At 49.8% G+C, this 24,595-nt stretch carries 19 protein-coding genes and 1 pseudogene; 6 read left to right on the forward strand and 14 right to left on the reverse strand.

From position 1 onward, the window contains the following. Positions 1 to 115 precede the first annotated feature (115 nt). The 10 genes from kdsB to ycaL all read right to left on the reverse strand — a co-directional run bounded on the left by kdsB (position 116) and on the right by ycaL (position 11,449). On the reverse strand, positions 116 to 862 hold the full coding sequence (gene kdsB, locus ACK8NJ_RS15280) for a 3-deoxy-manno-octulosonate cytidylyltransferase (protein WP_000011618.1): 747 nt from the start codon (positions 860 to 862) through the stop codon (positions 116 to 118). Then, positions 859 to 1,041 (reverse strand): protein YcaR, encoded by a 183-nt coding sequence (gene ycaR, locus ACK8NJ_RS15285; protein ID WP_000350058.1) that lies wholly within the window; start codon positions 1,039 to 1,041, stop codon positions 859 to 861. The genes kdsB and ycaR overlap by 4 nt, the downstream gene beginning before the upstream one ends. 51 nt (positions 1,042 to 1,092) lie before the next feature. Then, positions 1,093 to 2,325 (reverse strand): crosslink repair DNA glycosylase YcaQ, encoded by a 1,233-nt coding sequence (gene ycaQ, locus ACK8NJ_RS15290; RefSeq protein ID WP_000056536.1) that lies wholly within the window; start codon positions 2,323 to 2,325, stop codon positions 1,093 to 1,095. Positions 2,326 to 2,361: 36 nt separating this feature from the next. After that, positions 2,362 to 3,348 carry a tetraacyldisaccharide 4'-kinase gene (gene lpxK, locus ACK8NJ_RS15295; protein WP_001558912.1) on the reverse strand — a complete coding sequence of 329 codons (987 nt, stop codon included), beginning with the start codon at positions 3,346 to 3,348 and terminating at the stop codon, positions 2,362 to 2,364. Beyond that, positions 3,345 to 5,093, reverse strand: coding sequence for a lipid A ABC transporter ATP-binding protein/permease MsbA (gene msbA / locus ACK8NJ_RS15300; RefSeq protein ID WP_000551266.1), 1,749 nt, complete (start codon positions 5,091 to 5,093; stop codon positions 3,345 to 3,347). The genes lpxK and msbA overlap by 4 nt, the downstream gene beginning before the upstream one ends. A 36-nt stretch (positions 5,094 to 5,129) precedes the next feature. Continuing rightward, on the reverse strand, positions 5,130 to 7,394 hold the full coding sequence (locus ACK8NJ_RS15305; protein WP_411961769.1) for a ComEC family protein: 2,265 nt from the start codon (positions 7,392 to 7,394) through the stop codon (positions 5,130 to 5,132). A 206-nt stretch (positions 7,395 to 7,600) separates the two neighbouring features. After that, the gene (gene ihfB / locus ACK8NJ_RS15310; protein WP_000167336.1) at positions 7,601 to 7,885 is read right to left on the reverse strand and encodes an integration host factor subunit beta; all 285 of its coding nucleotides are present in this window, start codon (positions 7,883 to 7,885) and stop codon (positions 7,601 to 7,603) included. 159 nt (positions 7,886 to 8,044) lie between these two features. After that, positions 8,045 to 9,718, reverse strand: coding sequence for a 30S ribosomal protein S1 (gene rpsA, locus ACK8NJ_RS15315; protein WP_000140327.1), 1,674 nt, complete (start codon positions 9,716 to 9,718; stop codon positions 8,045 to 8,047). A 110-nt stretch (positions 9,719 to 9,828) separates the two neighbouring features. Beyond that, entirely contained in the window at positions 9,829 to 10,512 is a 684-nt protein-coding gene (gene cmk / locus ACK8NJ_RS15320; protein ID WP_000125016.1) for a (d)CMP kinase, read from the reverse strand. A 172-nt stretch (positions 10,513 to 10,684) separates the two neighbouring features. After that, positions 10,685 to 11,449 (reverse strand): metallopeptidase YcaL, encoded by a 765-nt coding sequence (gene ycaL, locus ACK8NJ_RS15325; protein ID WP_001353317.1) that lies wholly within the window; start codon positions 11,447 to 11,449, stop codon positions 10,685 to 10,687. 188 nt (positions 11,450 to 11,637) lie between these two features. Here ycaL and ACK8NJ_RS15330 point away from each other — a divergent pair, with 188 nt between their 5' ends. After that, positions 11,638 to 12,984 (forward strand): IS4-like element IS4 family transposase, encoded by a 1,347-nt coding sequence (locus ACK8NJ_RS15330; protein WP_024195936.1) that lies wholly within the window; start codon positions 11,638 to 11,640, stop codon positions 12,982 to 12,984. A 72-nt stretch (positions 12,985 to 13,056) separates the two neighbouring features. Here the strand turns inward: ACK8NJ_RS15330 and aroA are convergent, their stop codons facing one another. From aroA to ACK8NJ_RS15345, 3 genes are all read right to left on the reverse strand, one after another. Further along, positions 13,057 to 14,340 (reverse strand): 3-phosphoshikimate 1-carboxyvinyltransferase, encoded by a 1,284-nt coding sequence (gene aroA / locus ACK8NJ_RS15335; RefSeq protein ID WP_411961770.1) that lies wholly within the window; start codon positions 14,338 to 14,340, stop codon positions 13,057 to 13,059. Between the two features lie 70 nt (positions 14,341 to 14,410). Next, positions 14,411 to 15,499: a 3-phosphoserine/phosphohydroxythreonine transaminase gene (serC, locus tag ACK8NJ_RS15340; protein WP_134317092.1), complete on the reverse strand. Its 1,089-nt coding sequence runs from the start codon at positions 15,497 to 15,499 to the stop codon at positions 14,411 to 14,413. Between the two features lie 198 nt (positions 15,500 to 15,697). Next, positions 15,698 to 16,390 (reverse strand): DUF421 domain-containing protein, encoded by a 693-nt coding sequence (locus tag ACK8NJ_RS15345; protein ID WP_000642849.1) that lies wholly within the window; start codon positions 16,388 to 16,390, stop codon positions 15,698 to 15,700. Between the two features lie 129 nt (positions 16,391 to 16,519). Here ACK8NJ_RS15345 and ycaO point away from each other — a divergent pair, with 129 nt between their 5' ends. The 5 genes and pseudogenes from ycaO to ACK8NJ_RS15370 all read left to right on the forward strand — a co-directional run. Further along, complete coding sequence (gene ycaO, locus ACK8NJ_RS15350) at positions 16,520 to 18,280, forward strand: 30S ribosomal protein S12 methylthiotransferase accessory factor YcaO (RefSeq protein WP_411961771.1); 1,761 nt, start codon at positions 16,520 to 16,522, stop codon at positions 18,278 to 18,280. A gap of 405 nt (positions 18,281 to 18,685) precedes the next feature. Then, positions 18,686 to 19,543 carry a formate transporter FocA gene (focA, locus tag ACK8NJ_RS15355; protein ID WP_000642546.1) on the forward strand — a complete coding sequence of 286 codons (858 nt, stop codon included), beginning with the start codon at positions 18,686 to 18,688 and terminating at the stop codon, positions 19,541 to 19,543. Between the two features lie 54 nt (positions 19,544 to 19,597). Further along, a complete protein-coding gene (gene pflB, locus ACK8NJ_RS15360; RefSeq protein WP_001292810.1) occupies positions 19,598 to 21,880 on the forward strand; it encodes a formate C-acetyltransferase in 2,283 nt (760 codons plus the stop codon). Between the two features lie 191 nt (positions 21,881 to 22,071). Continuing rightward, positions 22,072 to 22,812 carry a pyruvate formate lyase 1-activating protein gene (gene pflA / locus ACK8NJ_RS15365; protein ID WP_000111043.1) on the forward strand — a complete coding sequence of 247 codons (741 nt, stop codon included), beginning with the start codon at positions 22,072 to 22,074 and terminating at the stop codon, positions 22,810 to 22,812. 97 nt (positions 22,813 to 22,909) lie between these two features. Next, positions 22,910 to 23,020: pseudogene (locus ACK8NJ_RS15370) on the forward strand (LysR family transcriptional regulator); the annotation flags it as partial. On the opposite strand, the gene ACK8NJ_RS15375 reads toward ACK8NJ_RS15370, so the two are convergent. Continuing rightward, positions 23,021 to 24,451: an APC family permease gene (locus tag ACK8NJ_RS15375; RefSeq protein ID WP_000918506.1), complete on the reverse strand. Its 1,431-nt coding sequence runs from the start codon at positions 24,449 to 24,451 to the stop codon at positions 23,021 to 23,023. It abuts the pseudogene before it with no gap. Positions 24,452 to 24,595: the final 144 nt, after the last annotated feature.

Consider the following 24,595-nt stretch of genomic DNA (forward strand, 5'->3'; position numbering starts at 1 on the left):
GCGCCAATATAAAAGATGTCACCTGAATGAGATCAATTGTTGAAAAGAAAAATTGAGGAAAATCGTAACGGTACGACACTCCTCCCAAAATTGGCTGGAGTGTCGTGAAGTGAAATTAGCGCATTTCAGCGCGAACGCGCTCGAGATCTTCAGGGGTATCCACACCTGTGCCAGGAACTTCCTGGGCGACAGCAACATGGATTTTTTCGCCGTACCACAGAACACGAAGCTGCTCTAACATTTCGATGTGTTCTAACGGACTTGGCTGCCAGTTGACGTAACGACGGATAAAGCCTGCACGGTAGCCATAAATACCAAGATGACGCAGGAAGTTATCGCCAACGGTTTCAAGGCCTTTTGCAAAACGATCACGATCCCAAGGAATGGTGGCGCGAGAGAAGTACAGTGCATACCCTTCAGCGTCGAGAACCACTTTCACCGCATTCGGGTTAAACGCTTCCTCTGCATTGTGGATTGGCACCGCCAGAGTCGCCATACCCACCTGACGCTGGGCGAGATTATCAGCAACCTGACGAATGATTGTCGCAGGGATCATCGGTTCATCCCCCTGCACATTAACGATCACCGTGTCTTCGCTGAATGCGCATTTTTCGACAACTTCCGCCAGACGTTCTGTTCCTGACTGATGATCGGCGCGCGTCATACATACTTCACCGCCAGCGGCTTCAACAGCGCGGGCAACATCCTCATGATCGGTTGCCACGATGATGCGCTCGGCACCTGATTCGCGCGCGCGTTCAAGAACATGAACAATCATGGGTTTGCCGTTAATATCAACCAATGGTTTACCGGGCAGACGCGTGGACGCGTAGCGCGCGGGAATAATGACCACAAAACTCATGATTTACTCTCATCAGCAGTCAGCACGCGGGCTTCCGTTTCCAGCAACACTGGAATGCCATCGCGCAGCGGGAAAGCCAGGTTGTCCAGTTTGCAAATAAGTTCTTGTTTTTCCTGGTTATACCAAAGTTTTCCGTTGCAAACCGGGCAGGCAATGATTTCAAGCAGACGATGATCCATAGTTCCTCCAGATGGATCGGGTTATGAATGCATAAATCTTATCATAATCATTTATGCGACGGGGTCTATTTCCCAGCCGGTGCGGCAATCAGTAAAGAGGCCTTGCGGGCAGCGTCCTAATGTCACCCGCGTTGCCTGCTGCCAGTTAGCGAAATCAGTAATCGCCTGACGTAACCCTTTTTGCAGCGTTGTCGTTGGTTTAATGCCTTCTTGTAACCACAGAGAGATAACTTCAAGGATGCCTGTCTGGCGATGCATTTTGGCATCCATTCGCCCAACTAATTGCCCACGATGTAATAACGGCAGAACAAAATAGCCATACTGGCGTTTCGGCGCTGGGGTATAGCACTCCAGCCGGTAGCTAAAATCAAAAAGCTGCTCTGCGCGTTTGCGATCCCAGACAACAGGATCAAAAGGCGAAAGTACCGCGCTGTGCGTTGCAGTGAGCTTTCCGGCCAGCGCACGCTCGAGTAGCGGCAGCAAATCAGCATGCAGCCAAAGATTGCCCAATTTTTCAACATGCACAGCAATGATTTGCTGCTGTTCAGCCCTCGCTTCGCGCCAAGCCGCCAGTGCCGGACGTTTCAGCCGATAGTAATCTGCCAGCCACTGTTCGCGGAATATGCCCAGGCTACGCGCACTGTTATCCAGCATGATGATTTCTGCTTCTGTTTGCGAAACGAGATCGCGCTCATCATCCCAGTCAGGCATGACACGATGGGTTAAATCATAAACGCGCTGGAAGTTGCGCCGTTCAATCACCATCACCTTTCCGGCAGTAAATAAACCTTCCAGATGCCGTTTATGCGGCTTCCATTCCCACCAGCCGCTTGCACCTTTACGAGGATGCTCAAAATCGGCTGAACGTACCGGCCCCTTATCATGAATATGCTGAATTAACTGTGCAATTTCCGCCTCATGTTCCTGCATCCAGGCGTCTTTGTATTTCCAGCCCATTTTTTCAGGTGCCAGCATGCGGTGGCGAATAAGACGAAAGTCGCTACGCGGCATAAAGCAGGCTTCATGCGCCCAGTATTCCATTAATTCGCCACGCGCCAGAGACTCATCCAGCCACTGGGCAGGATAATTTCCCAGACGACTGAAAAGCACCAGATATGGACTACGGGCAACAATATTAATGGTATCGATTTGCAGCAAGGACATGCGGGAGATCGTTGCCGGAATATCCTCCAACGATGCTCGACGGCGGGGTTTGTTTAACAGGCCTTGCGCGGCGAGGTGAAGATTACGCGCATCAGCAAGAGAGAGGTGCGGCAGCGACATTCATGACTCCATCAATCGAACGCTGCCGCGGCGTAACTAGTTGCCAGAAGCCAGCGAGGTTAGTTGCGCAAGCAGTTTCGCTGGTTCATCACCTGAAAGCTGTGCGTCTACAGGCAAATACCACCAATTTTCTTCTGCAAAGGCCCGGCATTTCACCGCATCTTTTTCAGTCATTACCAGCGTTTGCCCGGCGTTTACCAACGCGCTGACATCCGCATGGTTCAAAGACTGATGATCGGCCAGCGGTACACATTTTTCCGGTTGTACGCCACACATCTTCAGCGTGGCAAAAAAGCGCGGCGGATGTCCAATCCCCGCCATCGCCACTACATGTTCAAGCTGAGCAACGTCACAACGCGTACCGGTACGTAAATTCACCGCCTGACCCGGCAGCAGATGCATGGGGATTTCACCGCTGCGGGGGACACCACCGTTGACGATTACCGCATCAACCGACTTTAAGCGCCCCGCTCGCTCACGCATTGGCCCCGCCGGCAACCACCAGCCATTGCCAAAGCGACGCACACCATCAATAACGACAATTTCCACATCACGCGCCAGACGGTAATGCTGTAAACCGTCGTCGGTTACGATGATCTGCACATCAGGGTGTTGCGCCAGAATGGCTTTTACCGCATCAGAACGCACGGGAGAAACCGCAACAGGCGCATCAGTGCGTTGATAAATCAACACCGGTTCATCACCCGCCTGTGCTGTGGTGGTATCTGCCGACAATAACAGCGGATAAGATTCAGCCTTACCACCATATCCCCGCGATACGACCCCCACGCGAATACCGCGCTGTTGCAACTGTTCCACCAGCCAGACAACGACCGGGGTTTTTCCGTTGCCGCCTGCGGTGAGATTACCAACCACGACAACCGGTACGGGGGCACGCCAGGCGCGCTTCAGTTTTAGTTTATAGCAAAGACGGATCGCGCCACTCACCAGGCCATACAACCAGGAGAGTGGCAGCAATAGCCGCCACAAAGGGGATTCACCAGACCAGATTTTTTCGATCATTGACCAAACTGCATTTTGTGAAGTTGCGCGTAAACGCCACGGTGCTCAAGCAAATCGTTATGCGTACCGCGTTCCACAATGACACCATCCTCGACGACCACGATTTCGTCTGCCTTTTCAATGGTAGACAAGCGGTGGGCAATCACCAGAGAGGTACGGTTTTTCTGCAACTCATCCAGTGCCGCCTGAATCGCACGTTCGGATTCGGTATCCAACGCCGAGGTAGCTTCGTCCAGAATCAGAATCGGGCTATCACGCAACAAGGCTCGAGCGATAGCAATACGCTGACGCTGACCGCCAGAGAGCAGCACGCCGTTTTCACCAATCACTGTATCGAGACCGTTATCCATCTTATTGATGAAGTCCATGGCGTAGGCCATACGCGCCGCTTCTTCAATTTGCTCACGGCTGTACTGTTCAGTCCGTGCGTAAGCAATGTTGTTAGCAACCGTATCGTTAAACAGATGGACATTCTGCGACACCAGAGCAACCTGGTTACGTAACGACGCCAGGGTATACTCGCGCAGATCGTGACCATCCATCAGGATTTCGCCTTCATCAATATCGTAAAAACGCGTGATCAGGCTGGCGATGGTTGATTTACCTGAACCAGAGCGTCCAACCAGAGCAACCGTCTTCCCTGCCGGAATTTTCAGGTTGATGTTACGCAATGCGGGTACGTCACGTCCCGGATAAGTAAAGGTGACGTTGCGGAATTCCACGTCGCCAGTCGCACGCTCGATCACGCGCTTACCTTCGTCTTTCTCCTGCTCACTGTCCAGAATGGTAAACAGCGTCTGACAAGCCGCCATACCGCGCTGGAACTGGGCGTTAACGTTGGTCAGCGATTTCAGTGGACGCATCAGTGCAATCATTGAAGAGAAAACAACGGTAATCGTACCGGCAGTCAGGTTATCCATAACACTTGGGAAGCTCGCCGCATACAGAACAAACGCCAGCGCCAAAGAGGCGATCAGCTGAATGATCGGATCAGAGATGGAAGAGGCTGAAACCATTTTCATCCCCTGAAGACGCATTCGGTTGCTGACTTTATCGAAGCGTTTCGTTTCCACTTCCTGACCACCGAAAATCAATACTTCTTTATGGCCTTTCAGCATTTGTTCGGCGCTGGTGGTCACCTGCCCCATGGTGTTCTGCATGTTTTTACTGATATTGCGAAAACGCTTCGATACAACGCGAATCGCAATCGAAACAATCGGTGCCAGCACAATCAAAATAATCGACAGTTGCCAACTGTAATAGAACATCATGATGAACAGGCCGATGATCGACGCACCTTCACGCACAACAGTAATCAGTGCGCCGGAAGAAGAAGAAGCAACCTGTTCGGAATCGTAGGTGATACGTGACAACAGCGTACCCGTTGACTGTTTGTCAAAAAATGAAACAGGCATTCCCATCATGTGACCAAACAGGCGGCGACGCATAGTCATTACCACCTTTCCTGATACCCAGGAGATACAGTAGCTGGAGACATAGCTGGTGATACCACGTAAAATCATCAGCCCGATCACCACCAGCGGCATCCACACCAGCACGGAGCGATCTGTTTTACCAAAGCCATCATCAAGAAGTGGCTTAAGGAGCGATAACATGAAGGTATCGCTGGCTGCGTTGAGGATTAACGCTACGCCCGCCACGATCAGACCCGCTTTAAAAGGCGCAATGGTTGGCCACAGTCGGCGGAATGTCTGCCACGTAGAGAGATCTTTGTCGTTATGCATTCAAAAAACCAGCATTTGTTGAAATAGCCGCATATTCTACCCGTTATCCACTGGCACGCCAAACCACTGATGATACCAACGAGGTAAAATTTGCTCCCTGAGGCTGCTAATCCGCCAGCCTTGCGCTGAAAAATTGACCGTTATTTGCCCCTGATGAGGAGTATCAAGCCACGTATAACCCTGTTGTTGATAGCGATGTTTAACTTTGCTTGAGGGCAATCGCCATGCGTTATAGCGCGATGCCGATGCGAGTGCCACTTTTCCATTCACTCGCTGAATTAATGGTAACGATGATGAGGTATTACTGCCATGATGAGGTACCTGAAGTAATGTTGCCTGCATTTGCTGCCAGTAACGGCTTAGCATCTTTTGTTCAGCAGGGGCTTCAATATCACCGGTTAGAAGAATGCTATTCGTCCCGTCATCAACCTTAACCACACAGGAATGGTTATTTCCTTTATCGTTGCTACCTTGTAAAGGCCAGTGCGCGCTGAAACGCAATCCTTGCCATTGCCACGCTTCGCCACGCACACAGGGCTGATGATGTTCCCAGTTTAACGGACTTCTGATCCATAACATCGGCCATATATGCAATATTGAATCCAGCCCTCCCCGGTGATCCAGATGTTCATGGCTCAGAATAACGCCTTCCGGTTCAAGATTATACCAGTGGAGCCAGGGGATAATCAGTTGTTGCCCACTATCTCCTTCAGGCCAGGCCAGTCCCGTGTCATAGAGAATCGCTTTGCCGTTTCTGGCTATCACCATTGCCAGCCCTTGCCCGACATCAAGCATGTACACTTGCCACTCGTCAGGTCGAGGTTTTTGCCACAGCGGCCAGCACATCAGCAAGCCTACAGCCACACACATTGCTGGCAACGTTCGCCAGGCGTTTAATCGCCATACCACCAGTAAGAACCATGGGGAAAATGTTAGCCATTGCCAACGTTCAGCAATGTTGATCCACCCTTCCGGCAAACTCATTAACCCCCAGAAAAGTAAAGCCAAAGACCGGTCGGCAAGAAACCATAATCCCTCTTCCAGGATTAACGGCCCGCTTAAATGCACAACCATAGCGGCGAGGATCAACGGAACCGTGATAAATGTCACCAAGGGAATTGCAAATAGATTTGCAATAAACGAGGTCAGACTAATGCCATGAAATATGACGATTTGCACGGGCATAAGCAGGAGGGTGATTCCCAGCTGCAGATGGATGAGGGAAACAACCGCGCGCAATACCGGCGGCAGTTGCCACTCCGGACAGGGAAACCACTGATACCAAAAAATCAGTGCCGCGACCGCAGCGGCAGAGAGCCATAAACTTTGCGAGAGAATAGCAACAGGATCCATCAGCAAAATTGCCGCCAGACAACATATCCATACATCCCAGCCACTCCACTGTCGCCCACTTAACTTAAGCATTCCCCACGTAGCAAGCGCCACCACGGTACGAAATGCAGGAGGTTGCATTCCCGTCAGCCAGGCATAAAAAGCAGCACAGCAGATTCCGCCAATTAATGGCATTTGCCAGTGGATCCAGCGCCCAGGCAGAAAAATTTGTCCACTGCGAATGAGTCCGGCAGCCAGCAACGCCGCAAAAGCGATATGCAATCCCGATATCGCCATTAAATGCGCCGTTCCAGTATCGCGCATGATATTTTTGATTTCTTTGGGAACGGATAACCGTTCCCCCATACCTAAACCAAGAATAACCGCATTCCACGGATAGGGTTGCAGCGTTGTTTGTAATGACGCCAGATACTGTGCACGCAGGCTACAATTCGGTTCAATGACACTTGCCTGCAGAAAGCGGCCGGTCAGCGGCTGATGCTGGGCAATGGCATAACGCTGGCTATCAAAGCCGCCATCATTAAGTTGGCCATGAACTGCACGAACTTTGAGTTTCATTGACCACAGTTGTCCAGCACAAACCGCTTGCGGAAGATATTCGCCATACAGCACGAGGCCTGGCGCAGGGAATATACGTTGACCTTGTAGATGAGTAATTTGACCGTAATGAGTGGTCATACCGTCAGTAGCAGTGATCTCAACAATTGCATCCTGCGTCGCGCCAGTTAAGGTTTCTCCTGCCCACAAAATTTGCTTTGCTGCTAATATGCCCCAAACGAAAAACAGCAACGTCAGCGCGATATAACGGACAGTTTTAAAAGGGATAAATACCAGTACGCAGGCGAAGACGGTCAGAGACGCAAGGGTTAATGTCCCAGGCAATTGTGGCAAAACCAGCAACGGAAAAATTCCGCAAATTATGCATACGCCGACTGTCGTTATTTTCATGCACCCCTCCCTGTTTATGGAAAGTGTGCAACTTTGTTGAGCGGTTGTCTGGTGGGAGTTTTGCGTTCCCCGAGGCACGTTCAGAAGAATTTAACGAGAGGGTGAAAACTGTTCAAAACTCTGCGAGGCAGCTTCCAGTTCCAGATTAGAGAAATGAAAAAAGCACCCGACAGGTGCTTTTCTCGCGTTCAAGTTTGAGTAAAAACTTAACCGTAAATATTGGCGCGATCGCGCAGTTCTTTACCTGGTTTAAAGTGAGGAACGTATTTTCCTTCCAGTTCTACTTTATCGCCAGTCTTCGGATTACGTCCGGTACGTGGTGCGCGGTAGTGCAAAGAGAAACTGCCGAAACCGCGGATTTCAATACGCTCGCCCTGCGCAAGAGTCGAGGCCATATGCTCCAGCATCTCTTTTACTGCATCTTCAACCGTCTTGGCGGGAATGTGCGATTGCTGGGTGGCAAGTCTTTCTATCAATTCTGACTTGGTCATGATTCCTCCGGTTCCTTAAAGGCAAATTTAGCGGCTGCTGTTGCTGCATTGATTAAGGGCGGCCGTAGCCGCCCTTAGTGCTTGATTACAGGACGAAACCTGCAATCTGTCAAGTAAACTCAACAAACTTCGGAATAAAAATCCCGAAGAGTCAGAGAATTACTCGCCTTTAGCTGCTTTGAAAGCTTCAGCCATTGCGTTGTTGGAGAAGTTTGCATCTTCCTGTTTGTTAACAGTTGCGATTGCATCTTTCTCGTCAGCTTCGTCTTTCGCACGAACAGACAGGCTGATTGCGCGGTTTTTACGATCAACGCCGGTGAATTTAGCTTCAACTTCGTCGCCAACGCTCAGAACCAGGGTAGCGTCTTCAACGCGGTCACGGGATGCTTCAGAAGCACGCAGGTAACCTTCAACGCCGTCAGCCAGTTCTACGGTTGCGCCTTTAGCGTCAACTGCAGTTACTTTACCGGTTACGATAGCGCCTTTCTTGTTCAGAGCAACCCAGTTGTTGAACGGATCTTCTGCGAGCTGTTTAACGCCCAGGGAGATACGTTCACGTTCTGCGTCAACCTGCAGAACAACTGCAGCGATTTCGTCGCCTTTTTTGTATTCACGAACTGCTTCTTCGCCTGCAACGTTCCAGGAGATGTCAGACAGGTGAACCAGGCCGTCGATGCCGCCGTCCAGGCCGATGAAGATACCGAAGTCAGTGATAGACTTGATTTTACCTTCAACACGGTCACCCTTGTTGTGGGTTTCCGCGAACTGCTGCCACGGGTTAGCTTTGCACTGTTTCAGACCCAGGGAGATACGACGACGTTCTTCGTCGATATCCAGAACCATAACTTCCACTACATCGCCAACGTTAACAACTTTGGACGGGTGGATGTTTTTGTTGGTCCAATCCATTTCGGAAACGTGTACCAGGCCTTCAACGCCTTCTTCGATTTCAACGAAGCAGCCGTAGTCGGTCAGGTTGGTCACGCGACCAGTCAGTTTGGTACCTTCCGGATAACGTTTAGCGATAGCTACCCACGGATCTTCGCCCAGCTGTTTCAGGCCCAGGGATACACGGGTACGTTCGCGGTCGAACTTCAGCACTTTAACAGTGATTTCGTCGCCCACGTTGACGATTTCGCTCGGATGCTTAACGCGTTTCCAGGCCATGTCAGTGATGTGCAGCAGGCCGTCAACGCCGCCCAGATCAACGAATGCACCGTAGTCAGTGAGGTTCTTAACGATACCTTTAACTTCCATGCCTTCCTGCAGGTTTTCCAGCAGCTGATCGCGCTCTGCGCTGTTTTCGGATTCGATAACGGCACGACGAGAAACAACAACGTTGTTGCGCTTCTGATCCAGCTTGATTACTTTGAATTCAAGCTCTTTGCCTTCCAGGTGCAGAGTGTCACGCACCGGACGAACGTCTACCAGAGAACCTGGCAGGAACGCACGAATACCGTTCAGCTCAACAGTGAAGCCGCCCTTAACTTTGCCGTTGATAACACCGGTAACAGTTTCAGCATCTTCGTAAGCTTTTTCCAGCGTGATCCAGGCTTCGTGACGTTTAGCTTTCTCACGGGACAGCAGAGTTTCACCGAAGCCGTCTTCTACTGCGTCCAGAGCAACGTCAACTTCGTCACCTACCTGGATTTCCAGCTCGCCCTGGGCGTTTTTGAACTGCTCAGCCGGGATGGCGGACTCAGATTTCAGACCAGCGTCAACCAGTACTACGTCTTTGTCGATAGCAACAACAACGCCACGAACGATAGAACCCGGGCGGGTTTCGATTTCTTTTAAGGACTCTTCAAAGAGTTGAGCAAAAGATTCAGTCATGTTTAATCTTCAGGTTTATATTTAACGTCCACCTGGCTCCATGCCGGATGGGGTTGTTTAACATACCCGCTGTCATTCCATTGCAACGGGGGTACTGCAAATTCGGTCGCTTATGCGAGAGCCAATTTCTGGCGCGCGTATTGTAGCGCTTTTTCAATCACTTGCTCAATGCTTAAGGTGGTGGAATCCAACACTAAAGCATCGGCTGCCGGAACCAGTGGCGCTACCGCTCGGTTACGATCGCGGTCGTCGCGTTCTTTGATCTCGGCCAAAAGGCGCTCAAAGTTAACACTAAAGCCCTTCTCCTGCAACTGTAGCATGCGGCGATGCGCACGTTCTTCCGAGGAGGCGTCAAGGAAAATTTTCACTGGCGCATCAGGGAATACCACCGTTCCCATGTCGCGGCCATCGGCAATCAAGCCTGGTAATTCGCGAAACGCGCGTTGGCGACGCAATAATGCTTCACGAACGCGTGGGAATGCCGCGACTTGTGAAGCAGCATTCGCCACTTCCTGAGTACGAATTTCGCCACTGACATCTTCCCCTTCGAGGATCACTTCCAGATTGCCATTGGTCGACACAAAACGTACATCCAGATGGGATGCCAGCGGCACAAGCGCATCTTCCGATGCAACATCAACATGGTGATGTAATGCCGCCAGTGCCAGTACGCGATAAATTGCACCCGAGTCCAGCAGATGCCATTGCAACGCTTCCGCCATAGCCTTACACAAGGTGCCTTTCCCTGCACCGCTTGGGCCATCAATGGTAATAACCGGGGCAATTGCCGTCATCTTTATCTCCTTAAAACAGGCGTACCGTTAACATAACCGCGCGCATTATACGCGCCGACGCCACAAATCGTTAACGTTGTGTGCAAAAACCAGTTTTGTCTGTATTCAGATGGGGATTTATTGCGCAATTATAGCGGGCTGGCAGAAGACCAGCCCGAAAGATGACAATGATTTACTTACCAGAGGCGATACGATCACGGATGTGTTGCGCACGCTCTGTTGATGGTGGGTGAGAGTCAAACATGGACTGGGTACGACCGCCATCCAGGCTGGCCAATTTTTCAAAGCTGCCAACCAGCCCCTGGGTGCTGATGCCACGTTTCTTCAACAGATCAAAGGAGAAATCATCTGCTTCGGACTCTTTATCGCGGGAGTATTTAGCATTGATCGCGCCTTCTGCGATATCACCTAATTGTGAGCGAGAAAGCTGGGAAGCCACACCGCTGGTAGCGGAAATCGCATCACGTGCGGCAACGATCGCATAAGAAGCTTTCATTTCAGCCAGCGAGTGACCCAACGCGACGTGGCCCAGTTCATGACCCAGAACGCCTTCAATTTCGTTGTCGTTCATCATGTCCATCAGGCCACTGTAGACACGAACACAGCCGTTCGCCATCGCCCATGCGTTGACGTCGCTGGTCATATAAACCTTATAGTTGACCGGCGTGCCATTAATATTGTTACCCAATGCTTTGGCGATTTTTGCCAGACGTTTACCGTACTTGCTGGATTTACTTGCGACTTGATTGCCGCTGTCCATTTCGGCACAGCCCTGATTGGCAATCGCTTTTGCATCAGCATCGCTTAACGTTGCTGCTTTATAGGCATTTAAACCTGAGCTGATAGCCATATTGGTATCAATACCGTGGGTATTTTGACACCCTGTCAGTAATGCTGCAGAGGCCGCAATCGCCAGCAGTAATTTAGTATTCTTCATGTGAATCATCCGTTGATTAATCATATATAAATATTATGTATCAATAACTTACATTGACAAACGACGCTACCATTAATCAAAATGACTCACAAGGTCCGAAAAAAAACGCCGGCAATGTGCCGTAATGCCGATCAGTTAAGGATCAGTTGACCGATCCAGTGGCTGTGTAAGAATCCGGAAACGCTCACTTGTTTCCGGATTTTTTTATGCACATTGGACAGGCTCTTGATCTGGTATCCCGTTACGATTCTCTGCGTAACCCACTGACTTCTCTGGGGGATTACCTCGACCCCGAACTCATCTCTCGTTGCCTTGCCGAATCAGGTACTGTAACGCTACGCAAGCGCCGTCTTCCCCTCGAAATGATGGTCTGGTGTATTGTTGGCATGGCGCTTGAGCGTAAAGAACCTCTTCACCAGATTGTGAATCGCCTGGACATCATGCTGCCAGGCAATCGCCCCTTCGTTGCCCCCAGTGCCGTTATTCAGGCCCGCCAGCGCCTGGGAAGTGAGGCTGTCCGCCGCGTGTTCACGAAAACAGCGCAGCTCTGGCATAACGCCACGCCGCATCCGCACTGGTGCGGCCTGACCCTGCTGGCCATCGATGGTGTGTTCTGGCGCACACCGGATACACCAGAGAACGATGCAGCCTTCCCCCGCCAGACACATGCCGGGAACCCGGCGCTCTACCCGCAGGTCAAAATGGTCTGCCAGATGGAACTGACCAGCCATCTGCTGACGGCTGCAGCCTTCGGCACGATGAAGAACAGCGAAAATGAGCTTGCTGAGCAACTTATAGAACAAACCGGCGATAACACTCTGACGTTAATGGATAAAGGTTATTACTCACTGGGACTGTTAAATGCCTGGAGCCTGGCGGGAGAACACCGCCACTGGATGATACCTCTCAGAAAGGGAGCGCAATATGAAGAGATCAGAAAACTGGGTAAAGGCGATCATCTGGTGAAGCTGAAAACCAGCCCGCAGGCACGAAAAAAGTGGCCGGGACTGGGAAATGAAGTAACAGCCCGCCTGCTGACCGTGACGCGCAAAGGAAAAGTCTGCCATCTGCTGACGTCGATGACGGACGCCATGCGCTTCCCCGGAGGAGAAATGGGGGATCTGTACAGTCATCGCTGGGAAATCGAACTGGGATACAGGGAGATAAAACAGACGATGCAACTGAGCAGGCTGACGCTGAGAAGTAAAAAGCCGGAGCTTGTGGAGCAAGAGCTGTGGGGTGTCTTACTGGCTTATAATCTGGTGAGATATCAGATGATTAAAATGGCGGAACATCTGAAAGGTTACTGGCCGAATCAACTGAGTTTCTCAGAATCATGCGGAATGGTGATGAGAATGCTGATGACATTGCAGGGCGCTTCACCGGGACGTATACCGGAGCTGATGCGCGATCTTGCAAGTATGGGACAACTTGTGAAATTACCGACAAGAAGGGAAAGGGCCTTCCCGAGAGTGGTAAAAGAGAGGCCCTGGAAATACCCCACAGCCCCGAAAAAGAGCCAGTCAGTTGCTTAACTGACTGGCATTACGGCAATGTGCCGACGTTTTGATAAAGAAAGATTTGGCTATTTATTGCACGTTGTTCATTCAGGCTGCCTGGCTAATCCGCGCCAGCTGCTCGAAATAATCCGGAAATGTTTTGGCCGTACATTTGGGATCAAGAATCGTCACTGGTGTATCTGACAACGCCACCAGCGAGAAACACATCGCCATCCGGTGATCATTGTATGTTGCGATCTCGGCAAAGTTCAGTTTTTCCGGTGGAGTGATACGAATGTAATCGTGCCCCTCTTCTACTTCCGCACCAACTTTACGCAGTTCTGTTGCCATCGCAAACAGGCGATCGGTCTCTTTAACACGCCAGTTATAGATATTGCGCAGCGTGGTGGTGCCTTTTGCAAATAACGCCGCCGTGGCAATGGTCATCGCCGCATCAGGAATATGGTTCATATCCATATCAATAGCGTTCAGTTCACCCCGCGTGCAGGAAATATAATCATCGCCCCAGCAAATGGTCGCGCCCATTTTTTCCAGCACATCAGCAAAGCGAATATCACCCTGCATACTGTTGCGTCCAATGCCGGTCACTTTTACAGTGCCGCCTTTGATTGCTGCTGCTGCCAGGAAGTAAGAAGCCGAAGATGCATCGCCTTCGACCAAATAAGTACCCGGAGACTGATAAGACTGCCCGCCTTTTACGACAAATTGTTGATAGTGCTGATTTTCAATTTCAACACCAAACGTCTTCATCAGATTGAGTGTGATGTCGATATAAGGTTTAGAAACCAGATCGCCTTTAATACGAATCACCGTATCTTCCGGTGCAAGAGGCGCAGTCATTAACAGTGCGGTGAGGAACTGGCTGGAAACGGAGCCATCAACGTCAACGTTGCCGCCAGTAAAGCCGCCCTGTAAACGCAATGGTGGATAATTTTCTTGTTCCAGGTAAGTGATCTTCGCCCCGCCCAGGCGCAACGCATCCACCAGATGACCAATGGGGCGTTCTTTCATACGCGGTTCACCGGTCAGCACAATATCATTGCTACCCAGACAAAGAGCTGCCGCCAGCGGACGCATTGCCGTTCCGGCGTTACCGAGGAACAACTCCAGGGCACTTTTTGCGTGTAATGGACCGCCGTTACCGATGATTTCGCAACGCGTACGATCGGCTGAAAGCGTATAGCTTACCCCTAATGCCTTTAACGCATTAAGCATATAGCGAACATCATCGCTATCCAGCAGATTAGTTAATACTGTTTTACCGTGTGCCAAAGCCGCCAGCAATAAAGCGCGGTTAGAAACGCTCTTGGAACCGGGCAGATTAATAGTGCCATCGACACGGGCGATGGGTTGTAACGTCAGGGATTCCATGAACTCAACTCTCTACAACAGAAATAAAAACCCCACAGGCTGGCTGTGGGGATTAAGCAAAATTTCGGCATTAGCCGTGACGGCGTTCGAACTCAATCATGAAGTCTGTCAGCGCTTTAACGCCTTCCAGTGGCATGGCGTTATAAATGGACGCACGCATTCCGCCGACCACACGGTGACCTTTCAGTGCATGAAGGCCAGCAGCAAAAGACTCTTCAAGGAACAATTTGTCAAGCGCACTGTCCGCCAACTGGAACGGCACGTTCATCCGCGAACGGTTAGCTTTCGCCACGTCATTGCGGTAGAAATCGCTGTTATCAATCACCCCATACAGCAGTTCTGCTTTTTGCTGATTGATTTTATCCATTTCAGCTACACCGCCGTTCGCTTTCAGCCATTTAAAGACCAGACCAGACAGATACCAGGCAAATGTCGGCGGCGTGTTAAACATGGAGCCGTTATCGTTGAGGATGGAATAATCCAGAATCGACGGACACGCGATATTCGCTTTGCCCAGCAAATCTTCACGAACGATGACGATTGTCAGGCCAGCCGGGCCGATATTTTTCTGCGCGCCAGCGTAAATTACACCATAACGGCTGACGTCAATCGGACGGGAAAGAATGGTTGAAGAGAAGTCGGCGGCGACCACCACATCTTTGCCGAAGTCTGGCGTTTCGTCAATAGCGATACCGTCGATGGTTTCATTCGGGCAGTAATGCATATAAGCAGCATTATCAGAGAGTTGCCATTCGCGCATTGGCTTAACCGCGCGCAGACCATCAACAGTCACTTTGGCGTCGAAGACATTAGGCGTGCAGTATTTTTTCGCTTCTTTAATGGCACTTGCCGCCCAGTAACCGGCATCAACATAATCTGCGGTGGTTTTATCACCGAGAATATTCAGCGGAACAGCAGCAAACTGACCGCGACCGCCGCCATGGCAGAACAATACTTTGTAGTTGGAGGGGATGTTAAGAAGATCGCGAAAATCCTTCTCGGCTTCCTCTGCAACCTGAATGAACTCTTTGCCACGGTGACTCACTTCCATCACCGACGTACCAAGACCGTTCCAGTCGCGCAGTTCCTGTTGAGCCTGTTTAAGCACCTCTGCCGGTAGCATTGCCGGACCAGAACTAAAATTGAAGATTTGAGCCATTTCCCCTCACCACGTTGCGTTGCTATTAACCCGCGGTCAATCGATTGCGACCACAGGTAATACATTATTCCTGTGGCTATCGGTTTTATCATTCAGTGACACACATCGCAATGAGTAAAACCGTTGAGGGCAAAAATGTGGCTTGCATCACACAAAAGAATCTCTCGGATTATTAGCAAAAAGCCGATGTTTTTACTGTCAGGTCACCCGTTTTGCCCGACTTGCCTTCGTCCATTCTGGATTTGCACAGCGCGGACATAATTGTTTTTCCCCCGCTTTCATATGAATGATTTCACTGCAACGAATACAGGCATAGTCCGCCGACTCGGGTACCACTTTGTAACGCTGCGTACAATCACTGGGTAAAATAAGTAAACCCGGTTTCACCTTGTCATCTTCAAAGAAATAGACACTGATTTGCCCGTTGGTTTCGAGAATCGCCAGACGTACTTGCCCCAACTGCTCTACACCGCGCAATCGTAGCTCCATAAAGAACTCAAATTCCGTCATGTTGGAGTTATTGAGTTTTGACCAGGCCAGCTCGCCATCTTCAATAATGACAACCGGCTTGCCTTCCAGAAGATCTTCCAGTTTTTCACTGTGCGCCATCAACCACATTACCAGGCGGTATAACAACGCCAGAGTAATAAAGACGATAAGTACCGGGACCATCGGCACATCATCATAAAACGCCACATCTCCCGCCGCTGATCCCAGCGTCAGAATGATTAACACTTCAAAAAGCGACATCTGCCGCACACCGCGTCTTCCGGTCATTTTGAGGAACAAAAAAACCAGTACAAAGGTATAAAGACTACGTAGTGCCACTTCGCCAAGGAAATCAAAAGGCACTTTATCAAATGCCATACGGTGGAGATCGAACGCCTTCATTTTTATGCTCTTATCGTGGTTTATCCACTAAAAGCATAGTCAACAGTTCATCGGCATGGCGGCGGTGATAGCGCCTTTGAGATAAAACCCGTATTATTGCGCGCTTTCCGTACGACTAAAGTGATTTTCATGACGCAAACATTTATCCCCGGCAAAGATGCCGCACTGGAAGATTCCATCGCTCGCTTCCAGCAAAAACTTTCAGACCTCGGCTTTCAGATTGAAGAGGCCTCCTGGCTGAATCCGGTGCCTAACGTCTGGTCTGTACATATTCGCGACAAAGAGTGCGCACTGTGTTTTACCAACGGTAAAGGCGCAACCAAAAAAGCGGCGCTGGCTTCTGCACTCGGTGAATATTTCGAGCGTCTCTCAACCAACTACTTTTTTGCTGATTTCTGGCTGGGCGAAACCATCGCCAACGGTCCGTTCGTGCATTATCCCAACGAAAAATGGTTCCCACTGAGCGAAAATGACGATGTGCCAGAAGGGCTGCTCGATGACCGTCTGCGCGCATTTTACGATCCGGAGAATGAACTGGCCGGCAGTATGCTGATTGACCTGCAATCCGGTAACGAAGATCGTGGTATTTGCGGTCTGCCGTTTACGCGTCAGTCTGATAATCAGACCGTTTATATTCCGATGAATATCATTGGTAACCTGTATGTTTCTAACGGTATGTCCGCTGGCAATACCCGTAACGAAGCACGCGTTCAGGGGTTGTCCGAAGTTTTCGAACGCTACGTGAAAAACCGCATTATTGCTGAAAGCATCAGCTTGCCGGAAATCCCGGCAGACGTGCTGGCGCGTTACCCAGCGGTGGTTGAAGCCATCGAAACGCTGGAAGCAGAAGGTTTCCCAATCTTTGCTTATGATGGTTCGCTTGGCGGTCAGTATCCGGTGATTTGCGTGGTACTGTTCAATCCTGCTAACGGTACCTGCTTTGCCTCTTTCGGTGCGCATCCTGATTTTGGCGTAGCACTGGAACGTACCGTGACCGAGCTGCTGCAAGGTCGTGGCCTGAAAGATTTGGATGTGTTTACTCCGCCAACCTTCGATGATGAAGAAGTTGCTGAACATACCAACCTCGAAACGCACTTTATCGATTCCAGCGGTTTAATCTCCTGGGACCTGTTTAAGCAGGATGCCGATTATCCGTTTGTGGACTGGAATTTCTCCGGCACTACGGAAGAAGAGTTTGCTACGCTGATGGCTATCTTCAACAAAGAAGATAAAGAAGTTTATATTGCCGATTACGAGCATCTGGGCGTTTATGCTTGCCGTATTATCGTGCCTGGCATGTCCGATATTTATCCGGCTGAAGATCTGTGGCTGGCGAATAACAGTATGGGCAGCCATTTACGTGAAACGATTCTTTCGTTACCAGGCAGCGAGTGGGAAAAAGAAGATTACCTGAACCTTATCGAGCAACTGGATGAAGAAGGTTTTGATGACTTTACTCGCGTGCGTGAGCTGTTGGGTCTGGCGACCGGGTCGGATAACGGTTGGTACACCCTGCGTATCGGAGAATTAAAAGCCATGCTGGCGCTGGCTGGTGGCGATCTGGAACAGGCTCTGGTCTGGACCGAATGGACGATGGAGTTTAACTCATCGGTATTCAGCCCGGAACGCGCCAACTATTATCGCTGCCTGCAAACGTTGTTATTACTGGCGCAGGAAGAAGATCGCCAGCCGCTGCAATATCTGAATGCGTTTCTTCGCATGTACGGCGCAGATGCCGTGGAAGCCGCCAGTGCGGCAATGAGCGGCGAAGCGGCGTTTTATGGCTTGCAACCAGTAGATAGCGATCTGCACGCGTTTGCTGCACATCAGTCGTTGTTGAAGGCCTACGAAAAGCTGCAGCGCGCCAAAGCAGCATTCTGGGCAAAATAAAATCAAATAGCCTACGCAATGTAGGCTTAATGATTCGTCTGAGTTATATTACGGGGCGTTTTTTTAATGCCCCGCTTTACATATATTTGCATTAATAAAATAATTGTAATTATAAAGTTAAATATCGGTAATTCGTATTTAATAAATACGATCGATATTGTTACTTTATTCGCCTGGTGCTCCCTTTTAATTAACTGTTTTAGCGGAGGATGCGGAAAAAATTCAACTCATTTGTTAATTTTTAAAATTTATTTTCATTTGGATAATCAAATATTTACTCCGTATTTGCATAAAAACCATGCGAGTTACGGGCCTATAAGCCAGGCGAGATATGATCTATATCAATTTCTCATCTATAATGCTTTGTTAGTATCTCGTCGCCGACTTAATAAAGAGAGAGTTAGTGTGAAAGCTGACAACCCTTTTGATCTTTTACTTCCTGCAGCAATGGCCAAAGTGGCCGAAGAGGCAGGTGTCTATAAAGCAACGAAACATCCGCTTAAGACTTTCTATCTGGCGATTACCGCCGGTGTTTTCATCTCAATCGCATTCGTCTTCTATATCACAGCAACCACTGGCACAGGAACAATGCCCTTCGGCATGGCAAAACTGGTTGGCGGCATTTGCTTCTCTCTGGGGCTGATTCTTTGTGTTGTCTGCGGAGCCGATCTCTTTACTTCCACAGTGTTGATTGTTGTTGCTAAGGCGAGTGGGCGCATCACCTGGGGTCAGTTGGCGAAAAACTGGCTAAATGTCTATTTTGGCAACCTGGTCGGCGCACTGCTGTTTGTACTTTTAATGTGGCTTTCCGGCGAGTATATGACCGCGAATGGTCAATGGGGACTAAACGTCCTACAAACCGCCGACCACAAAGTGCACCATACTTTTATTGAGGCCGTCTGTCTTGGTATCCTGGCAAACCTGATGGTATGTCTGGCAGTATGGATGAGTTATTCTGGCCGCAGCCTGATGGATAAAGCGTTCATTATGGTGCTGCCGGTCGCGATGTTTGTTGCCAGCGGTTTTGAGCACAGTATCGCAAACATGTTTATGATCCCGATGGGTATTGTAATCCGCGACTTCGCATCTCCGGAATTCTGGACCGCTGTCGGTTCTGCACCGGAAAATTTTTCTCACCTGACCGTGATGAACTTCATCACTGATAACCTGATTCCGGTTACGATCGGTAATATTATCGGCGGTGGTTTGTTGGTTGGGTTGACATACTGGGTCATTTATCTGCGTGAAAACGATCACCATTAATGGTTGTCGAAGTACGCAGTAAATAAAAAATCCACTTAAGAAGGTAGGTGTTACATGTCCGAGCTTAATGAAAAGTTAGCCACAGCCTGGGAAGGTTTTACCAAAGGTGACTGGCAGAATGAAGTAAACGTCCGTGACTTCATTCAGAAAAACTACACTCCGTACGAGGGTGACGAGTCCTTCCTGGCTGGCGCTACTGAAGCGACCACCACCCTGTGGGACAAAGTAATGGAAGGCGTTAAACTGGAAAACCGCACTCACGCGCCAGTTGACTTTGACACCGCTGTTGCTTCCACCATCACCTCTCACGACGCTGGCTACATCAACAAAGCGTTGGAAAAAGTTGTTGGTCTGCAGACTGAAGCTCCGCTGAAACGTGCTCTTATCCCGTTCGGTGGTATCAAAATGATCGAAGGTTCCTGCAAAGCGTACAACCGCGAACTGGACCCGATGATCAAAAAAATCTTCACTGAATACCGTAAAACTCACAACCAGGGCGTGTTCGACGTTTACACTCCGGACATCCTGCGTTGCCGTAAATCCGGTGTTCTGACCGGTCTGCCAGATGCTTATGGCCGTGGTCGTATCATCGGTGACTACCGTCGCGTTGCGCTGTACGGTATCGACTACCTGATGAAAGACAAACTTGCACAGTTCACCTCTCTGCAGGCTGATCTGGAAAACGGCGTAAACCTGGAACAGACTATCCGTCTGCGCGAAGAAATCGCTGAACAGCACCGCGCTCTGGGTCAGATGAAAGAAATGGCTGCGAAATACGGCTACGACATCTCTGGTCCGGCTACCAACGCTCAGGAAGCTATCCAGTGGACTTACTTTGGCTACCTGGCTGCTGTTAAGTCTCAGAACGGTGCTGCAATGTCCTTCGGTCGTACCTCCACCTTCCTGGATGTGTACATCGAACGTGACCTGAAAGCTGGCAAGATCACCGAACAAGAAGCGCAGGAAATGGTTGACCACTTGGTCATGAAACTGCGTATGGTTCGCTTCCTGCGTACTCCGGAATACGATGAACTGTTCTCTGGCGACCCGATCTGGGCAACCGAATCTATCGGTGGTATGGGCCTCGACGGTCGTACCCTGGTTACCAAAAACAGCTTCCGTTTCCTGAACACCCTGTACACCATGGGTCCGTCTCCGGAACCGAACATGACCATTCTGTGGTCTGAAAAACTGCCGCTGAACTTCAAGAAATTCGCCGCTAAAGTGTCCATCGACACCTCTTCTCTGCAGTATGAGAACGATGACCTGATGCGTCCGGACTTCAACAACGATGACTACGCTATCGCTTGCTGCGTAAGCCCGATGATCGTTGGTAAACAAATGCAGTTCTTCGGTGCGCGTGCAAACCTGGCGAAAACCATGCTGTACGCAATCAACGGTGGCGTTGACGAAAAACTGAAAATGCAGGTTGGTCCGAAATCTGAGCCGATCAAAGGCGATGTCCTGAACTATGATGAAGTGATGGAGCGCATGGATCACTTCATGGACTGGCTGGCTAAACAGTACATCACTGCACTGAACATCATCCACTACATGCACGACAAGTACAGCTACGAAGCCTCTCTGATGGCGCTGCACGACCGTGACGTTATCCGCACCATGGCGTGTGGTATCGCTGGTCTGTCCGTTGCTGCTGACTCCCTGTCTGCAATCAAATATGCGAAAGTTAAACCGATTCGTGACGAAGACGGTCTGGCTATCGACTTCGAAATCGAAGGCGAATACCCGCAGTTTGGTAACAACGATCCGCGTGTAGATGACCTGGCTGTTGACCTGGTAGAACGTTTCATGAAGAAAATTCAGAAACTGCACACCTACCGTGACGCTATCCCGACTCAGTCTGTTCTGACCATCACTTCTAACGTTGTGTATGGTAAGAAAACTGGTAACACCCCAGACGGTCGTCGTGCTGGCGCGCCGTTCGGACCGGGTGCTAACCCGATGCACGGTCGTGACCAGAAAGGTGCAGTAGCCTCTCTGACTTCCGTTGCTAAACTGCCGTTTGCTTACGCTAAAGATGGTATCTCCTATACCTTCTCTATCGTTCCGAACGCACTGGGTAAAGACGACGAAGTTCGTAAGACCAACCTGGCTGGTCTGATGGATGGTTACTTCCACCACGAAGCATCCATCGAAGGTGGTCAGCACCTGAACGTTAACGTGATGAACCGTGAAATGCTGCTCGACGCGATGGAAAACCCGGAAAAATATCCGCAGCTGACCATCCGTGTATCTGGCTACGCAGTACGTTTCAACTCGCTGACTAAAGAACAGCAGCAGGACGTTATTACTCGTACCTTCACTCAATCTATGTAATTAGATTTGACTGAAATCGTACAGTAAAAAGCGTACAATAAAGGCTCCACGAAAGTGGGGCCTTTTTTAGCACGAGAGCCTTTTTTGTCAGCTATCTATACTTTAAGGTGACTGCCAAAACAGACTCGACGTAGCCTTCGAGCTGCGCACCAACACGGCCTCAGATGGGCCACATCTGGAGAAACACCGCAATGTCAGTTATTGGTCGCATTCACTCCTTTGAATCCTGTGGAACCGTAGACGGCCCGGGTATTCGCTTTATCACCTTTTTCCAGGGCTGCCTGATGCGCTGCCTGTATTGTCATAACCGCGACACCTGGGACACGCATGGCGGTAAAGAAGTTACCGTTGAAGATTTAATGAAAGAGGTGGTGACCTATCGCCACTTTATGAACGCTTCCGGCGGCGGCGTTACCGCATCCGGCGGTGAAGCAATCCTGCAAGCTGAGTTTGTTCGTGACTGGTTCCGCGCCTGCAAAAAAGAAGGCATTCATACCTGTCTGGATACCAACGGTTTTGTTCGTCGTTACGATCCGGTGATTGATGAACTGCTGGAAGTAACCGACCTGGTAATGCTCGATCTCAAACAGATGAACGACGAGATCCACCAAAATCTGGTTGGAGTTTCCAACCACCGCACGCTGGAGTTTGCTAAATATCTGGCGAATAAAAATGTGAAGGTGTGGATCCGCTACGTTGTTGTCCCAGGCTGGTCTGACGATGACGATTCAGCGCATCGCCTCGGTGAATTTACCCGTGATATGGGCAACGTTGAGAAAATCGAGCTTCTCCCCTACCACGAGCTGGGCAAACACAAATGGGTGGCGATGGGTGAAGAATACAAACTCGATGGTGTTAAACCACCGAAGAAAGAGACCATGGAACGCGTGAAAGGCATTCTTGAGCAGTACGGTCATAAGGTAATGTTCTAATTTCCCCGTAAAGCGGCAACTTTATTGAGTTGCCGCTTTTTTATTCCGCGCTGCATAATAATTCAGAGCTCTATTTCTAACGCCCTTACAGCACAGCTTCCAAATGTATTACCCAAACCGCCAGTATATGTCCTGCGGCTTGCGCGCATTTCTCGATTATGTAAAAACGGGTCAGATCTGCCAGAGTCAGCGTCACCGACCACAATAATTATTTGCTATTCGCTTTACGCGCCAGCAGCGGGAATATCAGCCCTAATCCTACCAGCACAAACGGCGTTGCAACATTCAGCGCCAACTGGAATGTCCACTCTGCGGTGAAGGCTTCCATTTTCGGGAAAATACCAGTCAGGCAGGCAAAAGCGGTAAAGGCAAAACACCAAATTCCGACGGTCATTGCCAGCGGCTTATTACGAATAAAGACATATTCCGGCTTATATTTCTGCGCCAGGCGAACAACTGCAATAAATGCAACAAATACCCATAAATAACGCAGCGGCATCACTACCGAGTTAAGATTCAACAGCCATTTATAGAGATTGTTCATATCACCAATGCCGAGAGTCGGTAGCATTATCAGGATCGCCACCAGCACCAGGGTCAGAAAATAGCCATTAACGGGCGTACCAGAAGCGTTGGTACGACATAAACTGGCTGGAATATATTTGCTGTCAGCATCGCCTAATAACACTTTAAGCGGCGCATCAATCGAGAATACCAGCGCAGCTACTTGTCCCAGGGTATTCGCAATGGCATAAATCACCATTAAAGTATTACCCATGTTGTAATACTCGCCCAGCTTCTGAAAGGCGTAATACTGACCGTTAGTCATTAAGTCATCCGGGATATTACGCGAGTCAAACATCATCCCCATCGCCAGTGAGCCCAGAATGGCACAAACCGCAACCATCACCGCCAGGCATAACATCCCTTTTGGAAATTCTTTTCCTGGGTTGCGCGTTTGATTAACGTAAGGAGAAATCTTCTCTGCTCCGCCAACCGCGAAAACCAGCATTGAAATAGTGGTAATGTAGGTAAAGTCGATATGAGGAATGAACGTTTCCCAGGTAATGTTTGTGGTCGCAATATGCACTTCAGTAATCGCAGGCGCGGTTACCGCCATCGCCACATACAGGAGCGACATAACAAACATCGCAATCCCTGCCACAGAACCGACGATTTTCAGCGATTTCATACCGCGTGAAGCAACCCACATAAAGAAGATAAACAGCACCAGCGTTAACCCCTGTAACGCTACGACTGAATATTCTTTGATTAACGAACCGTCGCCTTTCATCGCCCAACCGAGCGCAATCAGTATTGCCTGGGGTTTTTGTGCCAGATAGGGAATATGCACTACCCAGTAGGTCCACGCGGCGAGGTAAGCCAGTCCGGGTCCCATCGTGTGTTTAATCCAGGTACTGACCCCGCCCTTCCCATCTTTGAAGGTCGAGCCTAACTGACCAACAATTAGCGCATAAGGTGTGAAATAGAGCGCAAAGATAAACACCCATGAAAAAACAACCACCAGCCCCTGGTTGGCGTAGTTATTAACAACGTTGCCAAAACCCCAGACAGTGATAAAAGACATCAGCGCAATGTTGTACCATCGCAGCTGTTTTTCCTGAACATTCCCAGCCATAGACAAATCCTTCGCCAAAATTAAAGGGGCATCTGTAAAACGAGGGATTATGCGCGGCAAATAAGAAGTGCGGAAATAGCGAAATGCAAAATTATAACCTGCTGCACATTTTATTTTTAAACGAATAAAATTTGGAATAAAGCA

Source organism: Escherichia sp. F1 (assembly GCF_046764225.1).
In the GTDB taxonomy this organism is placed as follows: Bacteria; Pseudomonadota; Gammaproteobacteria; order Enterobacterales; family Enterobacteriaceae; genus Escherichia; species Escherichia coli.